At 68.3% G+C, this 22,723-nt stretch carries 20 protein-coding genes; 11 read left to right on the forward strand and 9 right to left on the reverse strand.

Translation table 11 applies throughout. The annotated features are described in order from the left end of the window. Position 1 precedes the first annotated feature (1 nt). Positions 2–808 carry an AfsR/SARP family transcriptional regulator gene (locus ACXC9Q_RS02760; protein ID WP_457054876.1) on the forward strand — a complete coding sequence of 269 codons (807 nt, stop codon included), beginning with the start codon at positions 2–4 and terminating at the stop codon, positions 806–808. A 77-nt stretch (positions 809–885) separates the two neighbouring features. Here ACXC9Q_RS02760 and ACXC9Q_RS02765 read toward each other — a convergent pair whose 3' ends face one another. Both ACXC9Q_RS02765 and ACXC9Q_RS02770 read right to left on the reverse strand, forming a co-directional pair. After that, the gene (locus ACXC9Q_RS02765; protein ID WP_457054877.1) at positions 886–5,898 is read right to left on the reverse strand and encodes an eCIS core domain-containing protein; all 5,013 of its coding nucleotides are present in this window, start codon (positions 5,896–5,898) and stop codon (positions 886–888) included. A 477-nt stretch (positions 5,899–6,375) separates the two neighbouring features. Continuing rightward, a complete protein-coding gene (locus ACXC9Q_RS02770) occupies positions 6,376–6,981 on the reverse strand; it encodes an ankyrin repeat domain-containing protein (protein ID WP_457054878.1) in 606 nt (201 codons plus the stop codon). A gap of 367 nt (positions 6,982–7,348) precedes the next feature. Here ACXC9Q_RS02770 and ACXC9Q_RS02775 point away from each other — a divergent pair, with 367 nt between their 5' ends. The 4 genes from ACXC9Q_RS02775 (at position 7,349) to ACXC9Q_RS02790 (ending at position 10,386) form a co-directional block, all read left to right on the forward strand. Further along, entirely contained in the window at positions 7,349–8,209 is an 861-nt protein-coding gene (locus tag ACXC9Q_RS02775; protein ID WP_457054879.1) for an MBL fold metallo-hydrolase, read from the forward strand. A gap of 584 nt (positions 8,210–8,793) precedes the next feature. Continuing rightward, positions 8,794–9,246, forward strand: coding sequence for a hypothetical protein (locus tag ACXC9Q_RS02780; RefSeq protein ID WP_457054880.1), 453 nt, complete (start codon positions 8,794–8,796; stop codon positions 9,244–9,246). A gap of 5 nt (positions 9,247–9,251) precedes the next feature. Then, complete coding sequence (locus ACXC9Q_RS02785) at positions 9,252–9,887, forward strand: hypothetical protein (RefSeq protein ID WP_457054881.1); 636 nt, start codon at positions 9,252–9,254, stop codon at positions 9,885–9,887. A 316-nt stretch (positions 9,888–10,203) separates the two neighbouring features. Then, positions 10,204–10,386, forward strand: a complete 183-nt coding sequence (locus ACXC9Q_RS02790) for a hypothetical protein (protein ID WP_457054882.1) — start codon at positions 10,204–10,206, stop codon at positions 10,384–10,386. Between the two features lie 3 nt (positions 10,387–10,389). On the opposite strand, the gene ACXC9Q_RS02795 is transcribed toward ACXC9Q_RS02790, so the two are convergent. Together ACXC9Q_RS02795 and ACXC9Q_RS02800 are read right to left on the reverse strand one after the other, a co-directional pair. After that, positions 10,390–10,785 carry a nuclear transport factor 2 family protein gene (locus tag ACXC9Q_RS02795; protein ID WP_457054883.1) on the reverse strand — a complete coding sequence of 132 codons (396 nt, stop codon included), beginning with the start codon at positions 10,783–10,785 and terminating at the stop codon, positions 10,390–10,392. Between the two features lie 136 nt (positions 10,786–10,921). Next, complete coding sequence (locus ACXC9Q_RS02800) at positions 10,922–11,266, reverse strand: VOC family protein (RefSeq protein ID WP_457054884.1); 345 nt, start codon at positions 11,264–11,266, stop codon at positions 10,922–10,924. A gap of 36 nt (positions 11,267–11,302) precedes the next feature. Here ACXC9Q_RS02800 and ACXC9Q_RS02805 point away from each other — a divergent pair, with 36 nt between their 5' ends. The 3 genes from ACXC9Q_RS02805 to ACXC9Q_RS02815 all read left to right on the forward strand — a co-directional run bounded on the left by ACXC9Q_RS02805 (position 11,303) and on the right by ACXC9Q_RS02815 (position 12,685). After that, positions 11,303–11,425, forward strand: coding sequence for a hypothetical protein (locus ACXC9Q_RS02805; RefSeq protein ID WP_457054885.1), 123 nt, complete (start codon positions 11,303–11,305; stop codon positions 11,423–11,425). A gap of 422 nt (positions 11,426–11,847) precedes the next feature. Continuing rightward, complete coding sequence (locus ACXC9Q_RS02810; RefSeq protein ID WP_457054886.1) at positions 11,848–12,087, forward strand: hypothetical protein; 240 nt, start codon at positions 11,848–11,850, stop codon at positions 12,085–12,087. Positions 12,088–12,355: 268 nt separating this feature from the next. Next, positions 12,356–12,685, forward strand: a complete 330-nt coding sequence (locus ACXC9Q_RS02815) for a cupin domain-containing protein (RefSeq protein WP_457054887.1) — start codon at positions 12,356–12,358, stop codon at positions 12,683–12,685. A 423-nt stretch (positions 12,686–13,108) separates the two neighbouring features. Here the strand turns inward: ACXC9Q_RS02815 and nadB are convergent, their stop codons facing one another. The 3 genes from nadB to nadC form a co-directional block, all read right to left on the reverse strand. Next, positions 13,109–14,620 (reverse strand): L-aspartate oxidase, encoded by a 1,512-nt coding sequence (gene nadB / locus ACXC9Q_RS02820; RefSeq protein ID WP_457054888.1) that lies wholly within the window; start codon positions 14,618–14,620, stop codon positions 13,109–13,111. Further along, positions 14,617–15,591, reverse strand: coding sequence for a quinolinate synthase NadA (gene nadA, locus ACXC9Q_RS02825; protein WP_457054889.1), 975 nt, complete (start codon positions 15,589–15,591; stop codon positions 14,617–14,619). The genes nadB and nadA overlap by 4 nt, the downstream gene beginning before the upstream one ends. A 78-nt stretch (positions 15,592–15,669) precedes the next feature. Then, on the reverse strand, positions 15,670–16,542 hold the full coding sequence (nadC, locus tag ACXC9Q_RS02830; RefSeq protein WP_457054890.1) for a carboxylating nicotinate-nucleotide diphosphorylase: 873 nt from the start codon (positions 16,540–16,542) through the stop codon (positions 15,670–15,672). Between the two features lie 75 nt (positions 16,543–16,617). Here nadC and ACXC9Q_RS02835 point away from each other — a divergent pair, with 75 nt between their 5' ends. From ACXC9Q_RS02835 to ACXC9Q_RS02845, 3 genes are all read left to right on the forward strand, one after another. Beyond that, positions 16,618–17,322, forward strand: a complete 705-nt coding sequence (locus tag ACXC9Q_RS02835; protein ID WP_457054891.1) for an NUDIX hydrolase — start codon at positions 16,618–16,620, stop codon at positions 17,320–17,322. 166 nt (positions 17,323–17,488) lie between these two features. Next, positions 17,489–20,029, forward strand: a complete 2,541-nt coding sequence (gene hrpB / locus ACXC9Q_RS02840; protein ID WP_457054892.1) for an ATP-dependent helicase HrpB — start codon at positions 17,489–17,491, stop codon at positions 20,027–20,029. 56 nt (positions 20,030–20,085) lie between these two features. After that, positions 20,086–20,217, forward strand: a complete 132-nt coding sequence (locus ACXC9Q_RS02845) for a hypothetical protein (protein ID WP_457054893.1) — start codon at positions 20,086–20,088, stop codon at positions 20,215–20,217. A gap of 4 nt (positions 20,218–20,221) precedes the next feature. Here the strand turns inward: ACXC9Q_RS02845 and ACXC9Q_RS02850 are convergent, their stop codons facing one another. Continuing rightward, positions 20,222–21,907, reverse strand: coding sequence for a S8 family peptidase (locus ACXC9Q_RS02850; RefSeq protein ID WP_457054894.1), 1,686 nt, complete (start codon positions 21,905–21,907; stop codon positions 20,222–20,224). Between the two features lie 15 nt (positions 21,908–21,922). Then, the gene (locus ACXC9Q_RS02855) at positions 21,923–22,654 is read right to left on the reverse strand and encodes a hypothetical protein (RefSeq protein ID WP_457054895.1); all 732 of its coding nucleotides are present in this window, start codon (positions 22,652–22,654) and stop codon (positions 21,923–21,925) included. Positions 22,655–22,723 lie beyond the last annotated feature (69 nt).

Genomic DNA, 22,723 nt, shown 5'->3' on the forward strand with positions numbered 1-22,723 from the left:
GATGACCACCACAGCTCCGGGGACGACTGCCGTGGCTCCGGTCACGGCGCGGCCGACGGTCCGGCTCAAACTGCTGGACGGCTTCGAGTTGCAGGTGGACGGCGCCGTGATGGAGGTGCAGCCGGCCGGGCAGCGGCTGCTCGCCTTCCTGGCGCTCACGGGGGCACCGGTGGAACGGACGTTCGCGGCCGGCCAGCTCTGGCCGGACGCGTCGGGTGAACGGGCCAAGGCCAACCTGAGATCGTCGCTCTGGCGGGTTCGCCGGATCCACAGCGAGCTGGTCCGGCCGTCGAAGAGCCATGTCACGTTGATGTCGTCGGTCTGGGTCGACGCCCAGGACGGCCTTCGTGAGCTGACCTCGGGTGCCCGCACCCTCGAGTTGATCGACGACGTCGAGGCGAGCGCGGTACTGCACGACGACCTGCTGCCCGACTGGTACGACGACTGGCTGGTCACCGAGCGGGAACGGGTCCGGCAGTTGCGGCTGCATACCTTCGAACAGTGTGCACGCGAGCTGATCGACCAGGGCCGGATGGCCGAGGCGATCCAGATCGGGCTGCGCGGGATCGCGATGGACCCGCTGCGGGAGAGCGCGCACCGGACCGTGATGATCGCCCACCTGGCCGAGGGCAACGTGGCCGACGCGCTCAGTCAGTACCACCGCTTCGCCGACCTGATGATGCGGGAGCTGGGCCTGCGCCCGTCCGAACGGATCTGCACGCTGGTGTCACATTGGCTGCCGGAAGAATCACGCTCGCTCCTCCGCCCGATCTCCACCCCCTGCCGCGAGGTAGCAGCAGTCAGATGAACGATGCCGATCCGAACCCGCGGAGGTCCGGCGTTCGGTAGTCGCGGGTGCATGTTGATCGCCGGCCGCCGTGATGCTCAGGGGGCCGCCACCGGGGTCTGACCGGCCGTGCTCGCACCGACTGCCGGAGTGGTCGCCGGAAGCTCAGAGGCTTTGATCGCAGACAGGTTCCACCGGTTCACAAGGAACCCGCGGTCGCCCCTGAGCAGGGTGATCGCTGCGTCGTTGAGCGGGTATACCTCGATGATCGAGCTGTACTGGTTGTTCGCGCCGCCGAACTGGGGCGCGGCGACCACGCCCACCACGGCGTTCATCGCGGGAGTGGCCGGAGCTGTCGGCTTGGTCGCGTAGTACAGATTGAGCGGCACGTCGCCGGTGAGCCGGAAGATGTTGGCCAGGTTGCCCTGCCCGTCGACCGCGGCCGGGCTTCGCACGATGGACAGCCGCCGCGACAGCGGTGGGCGCACCTGGAGATCGGACTCGAACACATCCCGCTGGGTGACCAGGGCGGCCTCCTCGGCGTCCGACAGCGGCTTCACCGGGTCCCCACCGAACAGCGGGCTGATCGCCTTGATCTCCTCCTTCCATACGCTGGTGCGCAGATCGGTGAGCTCGGAGAGGTAGACGATGCCGCGCTTGGCGTAGCGCAGGCTGCGGGCGGCTCGCATCGCGTTGCGGGCATTCGACGTCCGGGTGGCCAGCGCCGGGCGCTGGTCGGGCGGCTCGGCGGCGACGATCCGGTCCGCCTGGCTCAGCTGTCCGTCGATCATCTGCTCGACGGTCTGCAGCCAGCTCAGGAAGGTGCGGTAGGCGCTGTGCGCGGCCACGTAGGCACGGTAGTCCTCGGCGCCCTGGGACGTGAGCGCCATCCCACGGACGAGGTCGAGAGGAGGCCCGTCGCCGTTCTCGACGGCGCGCGTGTACATGGCGATCGTCTCCTCGGTGGCGGTCACGGCCCAGTCCGGGGTGAGCGGGTAGGGGTTGACCAGCGGAGGCTTCCCGGCGAGCGTGAGCTGCTGGCCGACCAGGGCGGGCGTCCGCTCGAGGTAACGCCTGCGCAGGCCCTGCAACCGCGCCTCGCGGTCCAGCAACCGCGTCGGGTACGCCGCCCCGGCCACCGAGGTGGGGGAGATCAGGGCCTTGGCCCGTTCGACCGAGTGCGCCGCAGGGTCGAGCCGGTATCGCGCATTGTCGATCATCGCCTGGACCCGGCGGTCTTTGTCCCGGGCCTTGGCGTGGCCCTCCTCGCCGGTGGCCGCGTCGATGAGCGTGCTGAGCTCGCCTAGTTCGATGTCCAGGTGGCTCCACTGCGGCATGTCCGCGACCTCCTCGACGGTCAGGGCATCGATCGACATCTCCGCGTCGAGGGCGCGGAACATCTGATCCGCGGTCGGCGCTCGCCGGTAGAGTTGCCGGAAGGCGTCGCCGGCTCGGGACAGGCCGGCCTGCTGGCGCAGCGCGTAGAACTGGGCACGGTAGTCGTCGAGGTCCTTCAGGCCCGCATAGTTCGTACGCGCGTCGCGGTACGCGGTCTGGAACTCGTCGAGGATCTTGTCCTCGAGCAGAATCGCCTTCACGCTCTCGTCATGCTGGAGTTGTTCGGCGCGTTGCTTGGCGTCGGGTAGCCGGGCGAAGGTCGGGTCCGCTGGATCCTGGGCCCGCCGCGCGAGCTCGATCGAGCCGATCACCACCCGGTAGCCGAGCAGCAGTTTGCGCAGGGTCTGGAGGACCTCCACCACCTCCGGAGGGTTGAACGAACCCGAGCGCTCGGCCCAGTTGGCGATCCATTCATCGACGCCGAGTGCCTTGAGCAGCAGCGGACCGACGGTCGTGAGGACCAGGCCACCGATGAACGTGACCGGGGTGGGGATCGCCATCAGCACCGAGCCCACGGCCAGGCACCCCAGATTCACCTCTGCCGACGCCCTTGCCTGGATGACCGCGATGTCGTGCTGCTCCTGAGTCTCGTAGTCGCGGAGCATCGCCTCGCCGACCTCGATCACCGCGAGCACGACGAAAACGCCCGGGTGCACGTTCATCCCACGCAGCATGAGCACGCCGACAGTGGCCGAGGCAGCGTTCTTGAGGGTCCCGGCGGCGACCTCGGCACTGTTCGCCTTGCCCTTCCCCCAGCGGGCGAGCAGGTCGCTCTCGCCGGTGATCGTGGTGGCGACCATGACGAGACCACCGGCGCGGCCAACCCCCTCGGCGACCTGGCGGGCGCCGCGCATCGTCGGTGACTCGGGCTTGGGTCCGCCGGTGGGGTCGAGCGGTCGGACGACGGAGACATGCCGGGCGAGCAGCTCGCCGGTGCGTGGGACGCGTGCGTACTCAGTGGTGGGTGGCGACTCGGTCAGCGTGGCGATGCGTTCTTTGACTGCCTGCAGGTCGGACGTCAACAGGTCACGCGTCACGCCGGCCATGGGCTTCTGCGCCACGTCGGGCGGATTCAGCTCGTTCTCCAGCAGGATCCGGTAACGCTCGTACTCCACCAGCAACTCGGCCTGCACCTCGATGTGCGGGACACCATCGCGCAGGCGCAACCCGATCTCGTTGATCCGGCTGCGGACGGCGGCCAACTCCCGCGCCCGTGCGCCGGGCGACCCCGGCGGCGCTGCGGACAGGTCGGGGGCGCGATCGAGCACCACGAGCGCCATCTCGGTGAGGTGCATGCTGCGAACCACCGGCAGGTCGAAGTCGTGCCTGGCCAGCCACTCGTCCATCGCTCGCTGCTTGGGGAAGTCGGGAGGTGGCTCGGACAGGCTGGCCGTGGTCGGTTCTGCGGTCCTCATCCGCTGCTCGAGCTCGGTCATGGTGTCCTTGACCAGAGCCTTGAGCTCGGCCTCCTGCGTGGCGAGGTCGGTGCTGCGCCGTTCGAGCGTGGCGCGCTCGCTCGGGTCAGCCGACCCTTCCAATGATGCTGCCGTCGTCTTCCGCTCGGCGGCCAGTTTCTCCAGGGCCAGCCGTGCCCGCCGCAGCGACAGCTGCGGATCGCCCTGGCCGGGGGCCTTCGTGTTGAGGATCCCGGTCATCTTCTCGCCTTGAGCGGTGGTGATGTCGACGGCCTGGATGTCCCGTGCGGACGCCGCGACATAGGCTTCGTAGCCGAGGCTGCGCAGGAAGCGCAGGACGACGGGGTCCACCAGCGTGGCCGCCTTGGCGCGGGTGAGGTCCAGCTCCGCGGAGACCACCACCGCGTCGGCGCCGACGGGAGATCGGAAGGTCATCAGGAAGTCCGCCAGGACCTCCAGCTGGCTGGCGGCGAGGCGGCCCTCGATGTTGTACCAGCCCTTCTGCAGGTGGTGGGTGGCGTCCCACAGCTGATAGGTGCGGTTGACGTGCTCCATCGCCGTGGCGAAGCGCTCCTTGACCTTCGCCAGGTCCTTGGCCCGCAGGTCCGGGATGACCAGGACCGTCATCCCGCCCTTGACCGACACGACGAAGGAGGAGGCGTACTTGTCGATGTCCTGGTCCTTGATCGTCCCGCCGGGCTGCCCGGTCTCGTCGACGGTGACCCGCGGGACCTTGGCGTGGGGTTCGCGGGCGGTCTCGGTGACGGTGTACGGGTCCTCGGCCGTGTACGGGGTCGGCCGGCCCCGGCCGGCGCCGGTGTCGAGGTCGAAATCGACGACGTCCAGGGTCCCTCCCTTGACCTGAACGAGAACCCTCTCGATCGCCGCCTTGCCCTGAGGGGTCTTGAGGAACTCCTGCCGGACGTAGTTGCGCCACGCGACGTCGCGCGCGTCCGGCGCGAAGCCGGCCCCCTGACCGAGCTCCCAGACCGCTCGTTGTCCCGCCATCCGCTCCGTGAACCTGGCCTCCGCCTCGGCGAGCCGTGTCCTCTGGGCCTCTTGCATCTCGGCGCGCAGGTCGGTCGCCCACCGGCGCATCACATCGTTGAACCGGATGACATCGACCGCGAAACGGCGCAGCAGCCGCGGGACCACATTGACGTGATCGCTGTGCGCGTGCGAGATGAGCAGCTCACGGATCACCGCATCCGGGCCGATGGCCGCGGCCACGCGCTCGACGATCGCCTCCGCGAAGGCGGCCTCGGTGACGGCCTTTCCCGCGCTGTCGCGCATTCCCGACGTGTTCACCCCTGCGTCGATGACGATCACCGTTCCGTCGGAGAGCTTCAGCACGGACGTGCTCGCGGCCCCGACGGCGAACTTCGTGTACTCCGCCGTGATCACGTGGGTAGGCGTGCTGGCGAGTGCGGTCAGCTTCGCCCCGTCGATCGTCGTGACCGCAGTCCCCGGCGAGATCGGGCCGGTGGGCGGCTGCCTCAGCCGGCTGATCGGGACGATCCAGGTGGCGATGTCGCGGCGGTCCTTTTCGTCCACCACGACGTGCACGCGCAGTGTCTGCTGCTCGGCCCGCTGACCGGGCAGCGTGGGCGAGGTGACGTCGATGTCCTGGACGTACTCAGGCCCGTAGACCACGGGTTCTGGCGGGGCGAGCGCCGGAGTCGGGTCGAACGAGGACTCGCGGGTGTTCGGGTCGGGCTGGCGCCGGACGAGATCTCCCACCGGACCGCTCTGGACGACGTGCGCCAGCTCGTGCGCCAGCAGCCGCTGCCCGGCGGGGCTGCCCGGGTCGTACTCGCCGGGCGCGAAGCCGAGGTGCGGCCCGGCGGCGAAAGCCCTTGCGCCCAAGCGGTTCGCCGCTGAGGCGGCATCGTCGTCGGTGTGCACCCGGACATCGGACAGGTCCCGGCCCAGCCGCACGCCGAGAATCTGGGCCAGCCGTCCCGGAAGTGGCTGGCCGGGCGCGGCCAATCCGGTCATCGCCGCCGGTGCGGGTGGTGATCCACGGCCGGTCGGCGGCTCGGCCGGCGGGACGCCACCGGCTGAACCGGGCGGCGCCGTCGTGACGTCCGGTCCGAGCTCCCGGGTGACCTGGTCGGCCATCCGGTCAGCCTCGGTCTCCTGCGGGTCCCCGGTGCCGCCCACTCGGAGCTTGGTCCGGACCAGGCCGCTCATCGCCGGCGACTGCGGGGGCTGCCGGGCCCGGTCGGATGCCCGGAGCCGGTCCGGCTCGCCGTCCACGTTCTGGCCGGCGGTCGCCCTCGCTGGACCTATCAGCATGTCACCGCCCTACACAGGCCAGGAGTACGGACGTACATGCCGGCCATGCTCCGGGCAGACCGTCACCGCACCGTTTCCGTCGCGCGTCCTCGAAGGACGGGCACGCCCCGACCAGCGCCGACCGGGCCAGCAGATTTGCCGATTCGGACCTTGCGCCTTGTCGCCCAGTGGGTCCGGCGCCTGGTTCGCCAGCCCGGGCCGCAACCAGCAGCGGACCCGTGATCAGCCCGGGCATTCCCCGGGCGCAGCCGAGCGGCACGAAGCGGATGTTGGTGGTAAGGTGCCGCGAGCAACGACCCTTGGTGCGCAGAAGAGCCACCGAGGGTCGTTGGGCGTATCCGTGGGACCACGCTCTGCAGAGATGCAACGGTTCCACTCGACACCCGAGAAACAAGGCGGCGATCCTCGCGCGTCTCGGCGTACTCGGCGCTCTGGACGCCGCGGTCGAGCCGGGCGCCCGGCGGACCTGCCGGAAGCTCAGGCTGTGGCGTCGTCGAGGAGTTGGATGATGACCCGCTGTTCGAGCTTGGCCGCCTCGGAGCCCACGCCGCCGCGGCCCGTTGCTCGGCGTGCGAGGTAGGCCGGAGTCGAGCCGCGGTCGTTCGCCAAGCGAGGATTCGCGCCCAAGCGTAGGAGTGTCTCGACAGCGGCTGAGCACCGGTTTCGGACCGCTCGATGCAAGGGCGTGGTCCCACCCAGCGCGGCAGCGTTCGGGTCGGCGCCCGCCTCGATGAGGTACTCGATGGCCGCCCTCTGACGGATCGGATTCCAATTCGTTGCGCCGGGTCCACCGCTGACGGCCGCATGCAGAGGTTCGGCGCCCCGACGGTTGCGGGCGCGGATGTCGGCGCCGCGCACCACCAGACCTTCGGCGAGCTCGACGTCGTACGCGAACGCCGCGGCATGCAGCGCTGTGTCGCCTTCGTAGACCTGGGCCTGACACTCGGCGATGAAGCGCTCGTCGCGGCGCGCCAGCCGCGCCGTCGCCAGCCGTGGTGCCGCGTCGAGCGACGCCGTGACGACTGTGCGATCGCCTGCCGCGATGGCCACCAGCAACCCGGCGAGGTCTTCGATGGCGGGCATGAGGCACGCTACCTCGATCAGGCGGCCAGGAGCTTGGCGATCTCGGCCATCCGGCCGCCGCCTTCGAACTCCCCCGACCACGCAGGTCCATTCTCCGGAGCCGAAGCTGATCGGGTGGGAGGCGACCTGGATCGGGGTGATGCGGTGCGACACCGGGTGGCGCTGTCACAGCGCGAGGCGGCGCAGGGCTCACAGCGGCTGTTGGCTCGCAGCTTGGACAGGTGGGTGCGGTTCTTCACGCGGTGGGTGCCGAGGTCGCCGACAAGGGTCGCCAGGGCATCCGACGTACCAGTGTTCTCCACGGGTGCGATGAGGCCCGGCGTAAGAGCACTCTCGTGGCACCACCACACCAGACGAGGAGCTCATGATGTCCCGGTCCAACAACGACAAATCCAAGCTCGAGTACACGATCTTCACTGTCAAGCGTCCTGGCCTCAATCCCGACGTCCCATCCGAATATGCGTCATTGATGTGGGTCGCCAACTCCGCGATCTTGATCTACGGCGAACGGGACGCGGTGCTGGTCGACACCTTCCTCACCGTTGAGCAGTCCACCCAGCTGGCCGACCAGATCGAGGCGACTGGGAAGAACCTGACTCACATCTACATCACTCACGGTCATGGAGACCACTACTTCAGCATCAGCATCCTCAAGCGCCGGTTCCCGGATGTCAAAGCAGTGGCGACTGCTTCAGTGGTGGATCGGATTCACAAGAGGGTCGATGCAGACAAGCAGCTGTTCAGCAGAGTGGGGGAAATCCCGGAAGACCCGGGTGTACCCGACATCCTGGACGGCCCATCCTTCGAGCTCGAGGGATGGCCGCTGATGCCGGTCGAGACCGGCTTCACCGATGTCGCGGACTCGACGAGCTTGCACGTGCCTTCGATCGGGCTGGTCGTGGCCGGCGACGTCGTCTACAACGGGATCCATCCCTATCTAAGTGAGACCACGGCGCAGTCCCGGCTCGAGTGGAGCGCAGCGCTGGACAAACTCGAGGCTCTCGACCCCCACGCGGTCGTCGCTGGTCACAAGATCCCAGACCACGACGACAACCCGCGCCACATCGTGGAGACCCGGCAGTACCTGCGTGACTTCATCCGTCTCGATGAGACAACAGACACCGCGCAGGAGCTGTTCGACGCGATGATCGAGCTCTACCCCGACCGAGCCAACCCCGGCTCACTCTTGGGCGGCGCGAAGGCGGCCAAGCGAGAGGCCGAGGACTAACCCGCCGACCGGTCACGACGGCGGCCGGCACTCGGCCGAGTTGATGGCCCTGTGTTCACAACCACCGGGGCCACCGACTCGTCAGCAGGCATCGTCGGAATCGCTCGCCCTGAGCTCCGAGCAACAAGCCCGGCGATGAGACCGATGGTGGCGGTCGCGTCGGCGAGATCGTACTGCGGAGGTTCATTTCGGTGCCGATGACAACATTCCGGAGCTTCGGTCGACGCTGACGGTCGGCCAAGCCGCCGTTGCACCATTCGCGTCGAACGACTTCTGGGCGATCGGTACCGAGGGATTCGGAACCCACCGGCCGCACCTGGAGCACTGGGACGGAACGCGCTGGAGCGTCGCCGCAGGGCTGGCCACTGACAAGAACTACAGTTGCGGTCTGTTCGGTGCGGCCGCCTTGTCGGGCGGCGCACAAGCTGTAGGCGCCTGCAACACGCTCGACGGCAGCACCCGACCGACTATGAAACCCATCATCGAGCTGTTCCGCTGACCGTTGCCTCCTCCTCGCGGTCTAGCGCCATACTGACTTGTGGGGAGGATCGGCGGTGTAGTCACCGCCGCGAAGGGGGCGACTGATGAGTGGCGGAGCGTTTGAGAGCGCGTGGTTCGATCCGCGCGAGTTGATCGAGGCGCGGCCGTTGTTCGCGGGACTGCTGGAGCCAGGAGTGGCCCAGCGGTTTCCGAGGGCGGGGCTCAGTGTTCTCGTAACGTTGAGCGGGCATGAGGCTCTGTGGTCGATCCACGCTGTCTCAGTCGGCCTGTGGCGCAGTACGGGCCGGGAGTCGACGTACTGGCTGAGCGAAGCGGCGCGCGCGTCGACCGAGGTGTTCTCGTACCTGGAGAGGTTCGGGCTACCGGTGGCGGGCGCGCAGTTCGCGGCGAACGTGGTTGCAGAGGCGTTCGAGCCGGGCAGGTTGGACGCGGCGGCTCAGATTCTTGGTGGGACCCACGCAATTTGCTCTCAGGCGTGCACGTTCGGTGGAACGCTCGACCGGGAGTGCTACTACTCCTGCATACTGGAGGGATAGCCGCGATGTCTGGACGGTGGATCCTGCTGCATCTTGACGGATTCGTTGCGCCAGTTGCCATCGTCGGTCTGGTCTTGCTGTCGGGCCACGCGGACGTCTCCGGCGCGGCAGGCGATACGTTTACGGCGGCCATGACAGTGCTCGTGTTCTTGCTGCCCTCCACGAGCCTGCTTGGTGGATACCTGACGAACGCGATCGACACAACGTCGCGTCTGCTCGCACGGGCGAAGGACGACTCAACACGCCTCCGACGTGCGGAGGCGGCGCGAGACCAGATCGATCGGCTGCTCGAGGTGGCCGGTCCGTTGCACCGGGCAATCGTATACACAACGCTTGCCGTCCTCCTGTCCAGCGTCGCGTTGTTCGATCCAGGCGGTCGATGGCGCGACTTCACCGTCACGGAGGTCTTGATCGCGGTCTCCGTGTCGCTCCTCGCCGGCACCGCGCTGACGGTGCTCCCGGCAACCTGGACCGTCCTCGAATACCGTCAGGCGCGCGACTACCTGGACAGGGACCTCATAACCCTCTCCGAACCGGGCCCCACTCCCGCCGCACCACCCCCGGCCACTCCCACGCCACCCGCCGACCCAGGCCGTAGATGGTCCCTGAACCTCGAACTCAAAGGACCGCCCCGTCCCTGAGCGCAGCAGATGCCGGCCTGGAACGTGCTGGAACGCCTTCACGGTGAGCCTGTGCGGCGGTGTTCAGCGCCAGTACGCCGGTCTTCACCAACCAGCCGGTCGACATGCCGGGCCGGGCGCAGGCGGTCTCCGTCACGAACACGGGAACCCAGTCGCTGCAGATCGGCTCGGTGCGCGTAGCCGACGTGACCAGCGAGCCTCCTTCCGCCTCGACGGCGACACCTGCAAGGCGAAGTCGATTGCTCCTGGCAACAGCTGTGCGGTCCTCGTCAGGTTCGCCCCGACTGCTGCCGGAGTCACGTCGCACGCCAAGCTGATGTTCGCCGACGACGCCGGCCGTAACGTCGGCACCGTCGAGCTCAGCGGCCTCGGAACGAGCCACGACGCGCTTCGGCTGGCGGTCGACTACGACCATCGGCCTGGAGAGCTAAGCCCGTTGATGCCTGATGTCGTAGTCGCCACCTCATTCACCGAGTTGCCGAGCGGTCGTTGCCCGTAGCGTTCATGGGCGGCGGATGTAGTACTCGGTGAACTCACGGCAGCGTCCTTCGCCGTCGAAGCGCATGATGAAGCAGTTCTTGTAGGTGCGGACGATGGGTCCGTCAGGCACCTCGCGGTACCGCGAAGTGCCTGTGGCCACCACGGTGTCACCGTCGACCGCGACCGGAGAGTACTCGGCCTCGTAGGTGCCGGGCGCGTCGCGGGTGGAGGCGTCGCCCGACGCGCTCTGTCCGAGCCAGGATGCGACGACTGCGTCCCGACCGGCGATCGGCTCGTCATACGGGTGGTAGCGGTAGGCGATGTTCTCGCTGAACAGCCTTGAAATGTCGCCCGGATCGTAGGACATCCACGCCTCGACGTACTGGTCGAGCCAGTCCTGAGCGGTCTGCTGGTCCATTGGCCCACCTTAGTTCGCTCATCTCTGCGGAGAACGCAAAATGTAGGCAGCCAGATCTGTCGCGATCCGGGGTCGCGCAGGATCCATGGTGCTCCTCGGCGGGCCGCGGCGGATGCGCCGCCATCCGGCTGGGGGGTCAGGTGGTCTCGAGGAGGCCGAGTTGGTTTCCCTCGGGGTCGGTGCACGTGACGAGTCGTTGGCGGCCGCTCGCCACTACCAGGGGATCGCTGGTGGCGATGTCCGTCGCGGTCAGCCGGCCCACTCGCTCGTCCAGGTCGTCGACGAGGAAATTGACCGTCGTACGGCCTGCCTTGCCTGGATCGTGGAAGACCTGAACGATGCCGGCGTCGATCAGATGCCATTCGGCCAAGGAGTCCATCGGTCGCTGATCGGCTGGACGCCCGAAGAACGACGCGTACCAGTCGCATGCTGTGTCGAATTGCGCGACCGGTATCACTGCCAGTACTGCGTTGATCGCCATCGGTGTCGCCTTTCTCGCCCGGCTGAATGACTCGTCGTGATCGCCGGTACCCAGAACTTGCGAACTGACCTCGTCGGGGCCGGCGACACGCTGCCGCGGATCGTCGCCGAGCTTGCCGGCACCCCGATGCTCGAGACCGGCGGCTATGGCAGATCGTGATGGTGCGCGATGCCGGCTCACCCGGCCGCGATTGGCCGGACGGCGATGATTCTTCTCCTGCACCATGCCGTTGCCGATGGCAACGGTGCGGCGATCCAAGCCCAGAACCTACTCCGTCCCCGGATCGAAAGTTCCGAGCCCGCCGGCTCCTGCTCGAGGACATGTTCGGTTGACACCGGAACGATCGAAGGGCTCGGGCACTTGGTCGCCGACGGGGGAGCGGGCGGGCAGTGGACCACGTCGACACGGCGCGACGTCGCCACCGCTGACCTCGATCTTGCCGCCGTCTGCCGGGCTGCCTCCACCCGGCAGGTGCGGGTGACCGGTGTCGTTCTCGCCCTCGTCGCCGAGGCAGTAGCGGATACGCATCCTGAACTCAGCATCCGGCTCGGAGGCCGGCTGAGGGTCGCGGTTCCGCAACGGTGCGCGGCCCCGGTACCGCCGCCGAGACCAACGGCACCGCGCCGGGGATGGTCGACGAGCCGATCGATGGCCGCCCGATCGAGGGACTGATCGTCGAAGTCGGTCGCCGTACTGCTCGCCTGCGTACTCCGAGCCGGGTTGTGGCGTCGCGGTTCGTGACGGCGAGGGGTTTGCGCGCCGTGCCCGAGCCCGCGGCCGAGTGTTCGCTAGAACTGTGCACGGCCGCCACGCTCTGCTGATCGCCTTGCGAGTGATGGGCACGTCCGAGGTTCCACGCAGAGACCCGTTCTGTAGAGCCCGAGTCTCTTGCCGTTACCAGCGGACGAGTTTCCACACCTCTGGACGGGCGGTGTTGGCCAGTTCGAGCGCGGGTTCCAGCCCTCGGTGGGCACGATGGGCGAGGGCGAGGTTGTTCAGGGCCGCACCCGGCGAGCTCTGCTGACCTATGCTCGACGGCCGTGACCTTGTGCACCGCCGTTCAGGCTCTCGCCGTGCGATCATCGACGGATGGATGTCTCGTCGATCGACGATTTGGCTACCGAGCGGCTTGCCAAGGCAGCGTCGGCCGAGAGTGGGCGCAGCTCGGTCACGGTCTACAGCAGGCCCGGTGCCCGTCTCCGGCAGACGCTCACGGCGCTTGCCGCAGGTCGGGTGATGGGAGAGCACAAGAGTCCCGGGGATGCCTCGCTGCTCTGCCTACGTGGCCGTGTCCGGGTCCGTGCGGGTGACGCGGAGGTCGAGCTCGGTCCAGGTGATCTGGTCGCGGTGCCGCCGCAGCGGCACGACGTCGAAGCGTTGGAGTCGTCCGTCCTACTGCTCACGGTCGCACTGCACTGATTCCTCTCGCGCTGAGCCCGAGTGCGGATCGTGCGATTGCTGACGGCAACTGATTCCATGTGCGAGCGGCCCGCCGGCCGCAAACACCACAGGCGGCACGACCCGTGCCGCCGACTACAACTGAATCATCTGTTTCAGTGTCCGAGGCGGGACACGCAGCTTAGCCACATACCTGGACATCGATACGGACCGCATCGGTCGAACCGCGTAGCCGCTTTTCACCATCGGTCGGCCGCGCTCAACTTGCGGACAGCACGTAGTTGTCAGACGTTGAGCTTGGTGCCGCGACGCCGGAAGTGATCGGGCCCGCCTTCGACGTGGTAGACGACGGGCTCGTTGAGTGTCCGGCCAACTACGATCCGCTGCCGATCTGACGCACGAACTCGCACCGGCCTTCCATCGAACCCGAAGGCCGGTGCCTCGTCACTGCGTGGCTGAGTGGAGAAGTTGCCGGGTGGTCGGGCAGCCATCTTTGTCGAGCCGTACGACGATGTGCTCGTCCCAGCGCCCGTCGGAGTGGGGATGGTCGGAGCGCCAGTGGCAGCCGCGGCTGTCCTGTCGTGCTGTCGCTGCCACGATGACAGATCGCGCCGCCGTCGCGAGCGGTCCGGCGCCTAGGGTCTCGAGCTCGTCCGCGGCGGCGTTCAGACCTGCGCCGTCGCGACGGATACCGGCGTACCTGGTCAGGATCGTGCGGATCCGCTCCGGTTCGCGATCCTCGCCCAGCGCGAGCTCCTGCCTGCGACCGAGGTCCTGCGCGGGGAGGTCGAGGGTCAGGGCCGTTGCGACGCGCCGCCCGAAGACCAGTCCCTCCAGCAGGCTGTTGGAGGCGAGCCGATTGGCCCCGTGGACGCCGGTTGCGGCGACCTCGCCGACGGCATACAGGCCTGGTACGTCGGTTGCGCCGTTGCGGTTGGTCCGAACGCCACCGCACAGGAAGTGCTCGGCCGGCGCGACCGGAATCTGCTCGGACAGCAGGTCGACGCCGATGCGTGCGCAGGAGGCCAGTACGGTCGGGAATCGCCGTCGGAGTACGTCGGGGGCGACACCAGTAGCATCCAACCAGACGTGGTCGGATCCGTCGCGGCGCATCGTCGACTCGATCGCCCGTGCGACGATGTCCCGCGGAGCCAGATCGGCTCGCGGGTGCCGTCCGGCCATGATGCTGCGGCCATGGACGTCGCGCAGTACGGCGCCTTCACCCCGGACGGCTTCGGTGACCAAGGGCAACTGCCCGCTGGTCTCGCCGGTGTAGAGCGCGGTCGGATGGAACTGGACGAACTCCATATCCACCAGCGACGCGCCGGCCAGCAGCGCCAGGGCGATGCCGTCACCGCGCACCGTCGACGGATTGGTGCTCGCCAGGTACGCGTTGCCGATACCGCCGGTTGCCAGTACTACGGCGCGCGCGTCGATCTGCTCGACCTGAGCGCCGGTCTCGACGAGCACGCCGACGACGCTTCCGGAGTCCGACTGGAGCAGGCCGACGGTCCGTCCGGTCATCGTCTGAACGCTGGTTCGCTGCAGGGCGCTGCGGAGTGCGCGATGAACCTCCGCGCCGGTGGCGTCACCGCCGGCGTGCACGATCCGGGGACGACTGTGGCCGCCCTCCAGGGTTCTCGACAGCGATCCGTCGTCGTTCCGGTCGAAGCGAGCCCCTTGAGCGATGAGTTCGGCAAGTCGCTGGGGTCCTTCCTCGACCAGCGCCCGAACGTTGCGGGGATCGCAGAATCCGGCGCCGGCGACGTCGGTGTCGCGCGCGTGGTCGAGCGGATCGTCCTCGCCGTACGCGGCCGAGACGCCGCCCTGTGCCCAGGGCGTGCTGCCGTCGCCGGCGCTGAGGAGGAGCACCTCGCGGGTCGCGGCGAGACCGAGCGCGGTTGACAGGCCTGCCACGCCGGCGCCGATGACGATCACGTCGACGGTGCGCGTCATCGAGCACCTGCAGGTTTGCCGATGGCAACCATCCGTTCGACCGAGCGCCGGGCTCGGTCGACGATCTCGGGCGCCAGGTGGATCTCGTCGCGTCCGTCACGCAGGCACTGCACGAGGAGTTCCGGGGTGATCATCTTCATGAATCGGCACGAGGCCTTGGGGTTCACCGGCAGGAACGTCGTCTGCTGGTTGACCTTGCGCAGCTGATGGAGCATGCCGATCTCCGTCGCGACCAGGGCGGTCTTCGCGGTCAGGTCGCGAGCGGTGTCCAGCATGCCGGCAGTGGAGAGGATGTGGGTCCGATGGGCCGGCAGATCACCCACGCCGGCGAGCCAGATCGCGGACGACGCGCAGCCGCACTCGGGATGGACGAGGACCTCGGCCGCGGGATCGGCCGCGACCTGGGCGCGCAGGTCGGCCGCGCTGATGCCGGCATGCACGTGGCACTCGCCCATCCACACCTCGATGTTGTCCCGGCCGGTCTGCCGCCGGACATGCGCTCCGAGGAACTGGTCGGGCAGGAACAGGATCGGCTGGTCCGCCGGGATCGAGTTCACCACCTCCACCGCGTTGGAGGAGGTGCAGCAGATGTCGGCCTCGGCCTTCACCGCCGCGCTGGTGTTGACGTAGGCAACAACAGCGGCGCCGGGGTGCTCGGCCTTCCAGGCCCGTAACTGGTCGGCGTCGATAGTGTCCGCCAGGGAGCAGCCGGCCCGGGCGGTGGGGATCAGCACGGTCTTGTCCGGGCTGAGCAGTTTGGCGGTCTCCGCCATGAAGTGCACGCCGCAGAAGACGATCGTGGACGCGTCGGTACTGGCCGCGATGCGAGACAGCGCGAGCGAGTCGCCGACGTGGTCGGAGACGTCTTGGATCGCCGGTTCCTGGTAGTTGTGGGCGAGTACGACCGCGTCCCGCTCCTGGGCGAGGCGGCGTACCTCTTCCTGCCAGCTGATTGCTGTCCCAACGGTCACAACAGGTCCTTCTCTCGGGAGATTTCGCTTGATAGGCGATAACTGAGGGTGACGACCCCGCCGGCGCCGTGCCGGCGCTCAGTTGAGGTCGTGGTCGCGAGTGACCAGCAGGCTGATGTCGAGTGCGGCAGGGGAGTGGGTGAGGGCGCCGACCGAGACGGCATCGACACCGGTGGCGGCGACGGCGGCGACGGTGTCCAAGGTGATCGTGCCGGAGGCCTCGAGTTGGGATGTAGACCCGGAGGTGTTGCGCCGCTCGACGACCACGGCCATCTCCTCGGCGGACATGTTGTCCAGCAGGATCCACTCGACCTGGCAGTCCAGCGCTTCGCGGGCTTCCTCCACAGTGGTGACTTCGACCTCGATCGCCCTACCTCTGCCTTCCGCGGTCATGCCGTCTCGGACCCGGCGAACGGCCGCCAGGACGCCGCCGGCCGCAGCGAGATGGTTCTCCTTGAGCAGCACCATGGCGGCCAGGTCGAGCCTGTGGTTCGTTCCACCGCCGCAACTCACGGCGTACTTGTCCATGGCCCGGAGACCGGGCGCGGTCTTGCGGGTGTCGAGCAGCCGGACCGGGCGCGCTCCGATCGCAGCTACGAAGGCCGACGTCAGGGTTGCGATGCCCGACATCCGCTGGACGAAGTTCAGCGCCACCCGCTCGCCGGTGATGATCGAGTGCGCCGCACCACTGATCCAGGCCAGCGGCTGTCCCGGGAGAACCGGATCGCCATCGGCAACAGCCGGCCGCACCGTGACGGTAGGATCGATGGCGGCGTACACGCCTTGTACAGCAGGCAGACCGCCTACGCGTCCCGGCTGCTTGGCGATCATCGTCGCCTCGACTTGTAGCGCCGCTGGGACGCTCCACCGTGTGGTGATGTCGTCTGCCGACCGATCCTCGGCCAGTGCAGCCAGCACCGCGGTCCGGACCGTCTCCGTCGTCAGTTGCATGTGTTGCTCCGACCTTCCGTCTCTGGGTGTTTTCGCCTATCAGGCGATAACTAGGTGCACGCTACCATCGTCGTCGTGCCCGCAGCCAAGAAAGGTGATCCGGTTAACTTCCCCAGTTACCCGCACGAAGTGCTCGCCGTGGTTCTGTCCGTCCGCGACGGCAGGTTGTGCGTCCTGCTGTGGAAACGCGCACGGAGTCCGCACCGCGGCCGCTGGGCTCTTCCCGGCGGAGGGGTCGAGCCCGCAGAGCGCCTCCGGGAGGCTATTACCGGGCACCTTGCGGCGAAGGTCGACGTCCGCGACGTAGCGCACCTGGAGCAGCTGGCCACCCACAGTGCGATCGATCGTGATCCGCGGGCCCGCGTACTGGCAACGGGCTATCTCGGCCTGGTTCCGTCCGACGTACGGCCGGAGCTTCCGTCCGACACGCTCTGGCACCCGGTTGACGACCTGCCGCGGACCGCGTTCGACCATCACTACTTCATCGATGCCGCGGTCGGGCGGCTGCGCGCGAAGCTGTCGTACACGAACATCGGGTTCGCGCTGGCTCCCTTGGAGTTCACCATTGCCGAGCTGCGTGATCTCTTCGGCGCCGCACTGGGCTATGAGCTCGGCGCCACCAATCTCACCCGCGTTCTGACTCGGCGGCACGTGATCGACCCGACCGAGCGGCGAGCCAGCCCCGGCCAGAGCGGCGGCCGTCCAGCGACCGTCTACACGTTCGTGGCCCGCGAGCTGACCGTCACGGACCCGTTCGCAGTACTCCGCCCACCACGCTGACCAGCTGCGGTCATTCGTCGGCATAAGAGCTGGTCGGTCCGCGCCACGATGTCCGCGCGGAGCAGTCGTTCCCGCCTGGTCCAGTCGGTGTCCAGAGAATGGGTTGTTCATGAGGCTGTGGACCGGGTTGTCGAGGATCTGTGGTGGTGTCGGTTAGCGTCGGGGCGTGTTGCTGCCTGAGTCGTCGGTGCCGGGGGCGGATCTGCCTGTCCGGGCGGTTCTGCCTGCCACGGTCGATGCGGTGCGTTCGCGCGGTACTGCGGTGTTGGTTGCGCCGCCCGGATCGGGGAAGACCTCGCTGTTGCCGCTTGCGCTGGGCGACGCGCTCGGGGGCAGGATCATCGTCGCCGAGCCGCGAAGGATGGCAACCCGCGCGGCGGCGGCCCGGCTGGCGATGCTGGTCGGCGAACCGCTCGGGCAGCGGATCGGCTACGCGATGCGCGGTGAACGCAGCGGCGGCAAAGGACTCCGTATCGAGGTGGTGACGACAGGGCTCCTCGTACGACGTCTGCAGCAGAACCCGGAGCTGCCGGGTGTCGCCGCGATCGTGATCGACGAGTGCCACGAGCGACACCTCGATGCCGATCTGCTGCTCGCGTTCTGCGTCGACATCCGGGCGAATCTTCGGGAAGACCTGGCGATCGTTGCGACCTCGGCCACGGCGGACACGAACAGGCTGAGTCGCGCCTTGGGCACCGACATTCCGGCCCCAGTGATCACCGCATCCGCGGCGCTGTTCGACGTGGCGATCGAATGGGCCTCACCACCGGTCCCCGTGCCACTGCTTCCCGGTGGGCGGGTCGACCCGCGACTGCTGGATCACATCGCGGCCGTCGTTCGGCGTGCACTGACCGAGAACGACGGCGACATCCTCGTGTTCGTCCCGGGGGAGGCCGAGATCAACGGTGTGACTCGCCGGTTGGCCGGTCTGAATGTTCTGCCGTTGTTCGGTCGCCAGTCCAGGGCTGAACAGGACCGCGCGTTGAGGCCGGCCGCCACTCGTCGGATCGTGGTCACGACGTCGGTTGCGGAGAGTTCGCTGACGGTGCCTGGAGTCAGGGTTGTGGTCGACTCGGGTCTTGCCCGGGAGCCGCGGACCGATCAATCGCGTGGCCTCGGTGCGTTGGTCACCTGCCGGGTTTCGAGATCGTCGGCCGACCAGCGAGCGGGTCGCGCCGGGCGGGAGGCGCCTGGCCGGGTCTATCGGTGCTGGTCTGCCACCGACCACTCGCATCTCGACGATCATCCGGCGCCGGAGATCGCGATCGCCGATCTGGCAGGCTTCGCCCTCGACCTGGCGGCGTGGGGTGCGCCTGCTGGTGCCGGTCTGACGCTGCTGGAGGCGCCGCCGGTGGTGGCGATGAACGCGGCCGCCGAATTGCTGCGCCGCCTCGATGCCGTTGACGACGGTGGCCGGATCACCGAACGGGGACGGCGGATGGCGGCGATCGGGGCGCATCCTCGGTTGGCTCGTGCGTTGCTGGATGGCACGCCGCGGGTCGGCGCTGACCGGGCGCGCGAGGTCGTCGCGATGCTCTCGGACGACTTCGGTCGCGACTTCGGCGATGATCTACCGGCCCGCTGGCGAGCCCTCCGCCGTGGCGAGGACCGCGGAGCCACGGCCCGCTGGCGAGAAGAAACGAAGCGCCTCGGCCGAGGCACGACGACCGGCGACCCGTTGGGTGGCGATGGAGTGCGGCGGGCGGTTCGTGGGGGGACGCGCGTACTACCGGATGATCTTGCGGTGGGGGTTGTGGTGGGGCTGGCGTATCCGGATCGGATTGCGCGGGTCCGGGGGGCCGACTCGGCGACGTACCAGATGTCTGGTGGTACGGGTGCTGCGCTGGATCCGCAGTCGCCGTTGCGGACCACGACCTGGCTGGCGATCGCGGCTGCTGACCGGGCACCCGGTCGCGCCGACGCCAGGATCCGTTCCGCGGCGCCGATCGATGAGCAGACCGCGCGAGACATCGCCGGCGACCTCGTCTCGACCACCGACCAGATCCGCTGGGACGACGGCCGGATCGTGACGCGGCGCGTCGAGGCACTCGGCGCGATCGTGCTCAACGACGTCCCGCTGGCAAAGCCCGACCCGCTACTCGTCCAAGCGGCCGTCCGCGACGGTATCCGGCACAGCGGTCTGTCCGTACTGCGCTGGTCGGAGGCCGCACTCGCCTTGCGGGAGCGGCTCGCGTTCTGCCATGCCCACGTCGGAGCCCCATGGCCTGCGGTCGATGACGAAGCACTCCTGGCCGATCTCGACGAATGGCTGGGTACCGAGCTCGCCTCGGTGCGAGGCTCGCGCGATCTTGCCCACATTGACGTGGCTTCGGCGCTCCGGCGACTGCTGCCATGGCCCGCAGCAACCCGGTTCGGCGAACTCGCACCGGAACGGCTCCGGGTCCCATCGGGCTCCGAGGTGCGACTCGCGTACAACGGTGTCGAGCCGCCGGTGCTCGCCGTGAAGCTGCAGGAGGTATTCGGCTGGACTGCCACTCCGGCCGTCGCGGACGGTCGTGTCCCAGTCATCCTGCACCTACTGTCGCCCGCACGGCGCCCGGTTGCGATCACGAGCGACCTCGCCTCTTTCTGGAAGCAGGGCTATCCCCAGGTCCGAGCCGACCTGCGAGCGCGCTACCCCCGCCATCCGTGGCCGGAAGATCCACTCACCGCCATCCCGACCAAGCGACCAAAGCCTCGCCAGTGAACCGAGCTGGGGTCGCCTCTTGACAGGCGCACGCGACGGAGGAGGGTGCAGGGGAAATGCTGGCCGACTTGCTGGCCCGGGAGCTGGGGATCGCGCCGTCGCGTCGTACGGCGGAACTGGTCGACGTCCGATCGGACTGGGCGGCCGGTCCAGCGCCGCGGCGAGCCTCCCGGTTGCTGCCGATCTGAGCTCTTATCGCGACAGCTTGACCTGTAAGGCGTCCGAGACGCCTCTCTTGAGCAGTTGCTTGCGAACGTCGTCGACGGCGTCATCGTCTTGCTCGGGGGAGACGGCGTCTTCGAACCGGCGGTAGAGCTCGGGGTCGGTCGCCAGGTAGAAGGCGAGCTCCTGGCCGACCTGGCCGAGGTCGGCCGGTACCTTGTCCGCGGTGGTCCGCAAGAGCTCCGCCAACCCGTCGTCGAGGCCGTTCGCTGGGCCTGGTGCAGCTGCGATAAGTGGTTGGGCGCTGCGGACGGTGCTCTCGAAGAGATGGCCGAAGGTGGTGAGGCCGCCGCGTCCCAACGGCACGTGTTGGGTGGCGGTCGGCGCGAGGGTCGGTACGGTCCGGCCGTTCGGCAGCTGTGCGGAGAGCAGAGCGTCGGCGTTCACGAGTCCGCCGCCGAACTCCCCGGATGGCCAGCTCGGGACCGGGGTTGCGGTGTCTCGCACCAGTTGCGAGAACGTCGATGCGATCCGCTCCTTGCCGCCGCACGCGCTGATGATCGTGTTCCGCCCGTGTTTGGCGAGCCACAGGGCAGCGATCCCCGCGACGGTGGCAACGGCGTACGACGTTCCCGAGCCCTGGCTCACGTTGTTGAGGGCGTCGTTGGCATTCGCAGTGGCGTGCCACACCCGGTCGCCGGGGGCGGTGATGTCCACCGCGCGTCCTCGTGACGAACCCTTCCACGTGCCGCGCTCGGCATCGCACGCGGCGACGGCGACGACCTCGTCGTACGCCGCGGGGAACACGACGAAGCGCACGCAGTTGCCTGCGGCGGCGAGCACGATGACACCTCTGCTGGTCGCGTAGACCACGGCGTCATGCAGGCGATCGCTGCCGACGCCGCCCATGCTGATGGAGATGACGTCGACACCCCGGTCCGTGGCCAGCTCGATCGCCCGGGCGAGGTTGAGTGTGTCAACGACGACCACGCTGTCCGAGACCCGGAACGGGACCAACTTGGCGTGTGGCGCCGTACCGCTGACCGCGTTCTGCGGATTCGCGTCGGCGGCGCCTCGTGGACTGACGATCACGCTCGCCGTTCCGGTGCCGTGCCCGCCGTTCTGCCAGGGGAAGGTCTTCTTCAGTTCGTCCTGCGGGTCGTCGTCGTTGTCGACGAGGTCGCGGCCCACGCCGGTCAGCAGGTTGCCCGCGATCTCCGGGTGGCGACGGTAGCCGGTGTCCGGGTGGCCGATGATCACTCCTTCTCCCGGCTGGGCGCCGGCGAAGTGGTTCTGCCAGGCCTGGGGGACATTGGCCAGCTCGATGCTCCACTCGTGCGCCTTGGCTTTGGCGAAGTCCTGACCGCTGCCACAGGCAAAGCTCGGTAGACCGAACGCGGCGGCCGGTTGCTCGTCGCCGTCGAAGCCCCACTCCGGACGGTCCGTGACCCAGGCCTTGAACAATGGCTCGGCGCTCGCGATGCCTTTGTGCGCGCGAAGCTGGTACGTCCGGTCCCAGGCTTCTCTGGGCGTCAGCGCACCCTTCTCGGCGATCACTTCGAACTGGTTCTTGCGATCTCCATAGTTCGTGGCATGCCAGTCGTCGCCGAGGACGTCGCTGATCGCTCGATCGACCTTCTGTTGCGCCGCGCGAGCGGTGGTCTTGACGGCGAAGGCCTGGAAGGCCGGACCCGGGACCTGCTGGTTCTCGCTCATGTGCGCGCGTCCAGGTCAGATCGTCGATTTGGCGATCAGATGATCGAGGACCCGCTGGGTCTTGCTGACCTGGCTGTCGTCCATCGGTAGCTGCTTTTGCTGCACGAAGGCAGTCAGCGCGGCCTGAGCGTCGACGGCCTTCTTCGGCTTGGCGACGATCGACAGCTCGAGGAAGTCGAGCCCGGCGTCGACCTGCCAGCGTTCGGCCCGCACCTCTGACGTCAGGCCGTCGATGGTGAACTTCTCGTACCGGGTAGCGGCGATCGGCGGCAGCATGCTGACGGCCGCGAGGTTGACCCGGCCCTCGCCGCACTTGCCGAGGAAGTCGAGTTGTTCCTTGCTGAACAGGTCGGGGACCAGTCCGGCATCGGCCTGCGCGGCCGACAGCCGCGAGTCCGTCCATTGCACGGTCATCGCCGTGGCGAGCGACCGCTTGTCGCCCGCCCAGTCCGCCTCGATCTTCAGCTCCTCGTCGCCGGCCTCTCGGTTCTCGAAGTACTCCGGGGCGAGCTGGGACCAGCGACTGGGCCGGAGCTTGATGGTCGAGTCGCCGGTCGTCGCGGTCTTGCCGCGCACCCGCAGAACGACTCCGATGTCGAGCAATGCCGTCGACGCCGCCGCGTCGGTGACGTCCTCGCAGAACACCACCGTCCAGGCGTCGCCGCCCGTCAGCCCGAGTCGGTCGACCGCCTCCTGGATCTGCGCGCCGGCCAGCGTGACCTTGATCTCCACCGTTTCTGGACGCACCTCGACACCCCCCAAATGAGTACGTCGGCCGGACCCGCCCCCCAGCTTCACCGGCCGCACGTCAAATTT

It is taken from the genome of Kribbella sp. CWNU-51 (genome assembly GCF_054073265.1).

Coding starts and splice junctions, on each gene's coding strand:
- ACXC9Q_RS02795 (WP_457054883.1), bottom strand. CDS start 10,785: ATGGACCAGCAGACCGCTCAGGACTGGCTCGACCAGTACGTCGAGGCG.
- ACXC9Q_RS02785 (WP_457054881.1), top strand. CDS start 9,252: ATGTCTGGACGGTGGATCCTGCTGCATCTTGACGGATTCGTTGCGCCA.
- ACXC9Q_RS02765 (WP_457054877.1), bottom strand. CDS start 5,898: ATGCTGATAGGTCCAGCGAGGGCGACCGCCGGCCAGAACGTGGACGGC.
- ACXC9Q_RS02850 (WP_457054894.1), bottom strand. CDS start 21,907: ATGAGCGAGAACCAGCAGGTCCCGGGTCCGGCCTTCCAGGCCTTCGCC.
- ACXC9Q_RS02800 (WP_457054884.1), bottom strand. CDS start 11,266: ATGGCGATCAACGCAGTACTGGCAGTGATACCGGTCGCGCAATTCGAC.
- ACXC9Q_RS02815 (WP_457054887.1), top strand. CDS start 12,356: ATGGATGTCTCGTCGATCGACGATTTGGCTACCGAGCGGCTTGCCAAG.
- ACXC9Q_RS02845 (WP_457054893.1), top strand. CDS start 20,086: ATGCTGGCCGACTTGCTGGCCCGGGAGCTGGGGATCGCGCCGTCGCGT.
- nadB (WP_457054888.1), bottom strand. CDS start 14,620: ATGACGCGCACCGTCGACGTGATCGTCATCGGCGCCGGCGTGGCAGGC.
- ACXC9Q_RS02770 (WP_457054878.1), bottom strand. CDS start 6,981: ATGCCCGCCATCGAAGACCTCGCCGGGTTGCTGGTGGCCATCGCGGCA.
- ACXC9Q_RS02780 (WP_457054880.1), top strand. CDS start 8,794: ATGAGTGGCGGAGCGTTTGAGAGCGCGTGGTTCGATCCGCGCGAGTTG.
- ACXC9Q_RS02790 (WP_457054882.1), top strand. CDS start 10,204: ATGTTCGCCGACGACGCCGGCCGTAACGTCGGCACCGTCGAGCTCAGC.
- ACXC9Q_RS02775 (WP_457054879.1), top strand. CDS start 7,349: ATGTCCCGGTCCAACAACGACAAATCCAAGCTCGAGTACACGATCTTC.
- nadC (WP_457054890.1), bottom strand. CDS start 16,542: ATGCAACTGACGACGGAGACGGTCCGGACCGCGGTGCTGGCTGCACTG.
- ACXC9Q_RS02760 (WP_457054876.1), top strand. CDS start 2: ATGACCACCACAGCTCCGGGGACGACTGCCGTGGCTCCGGTCACGGCG.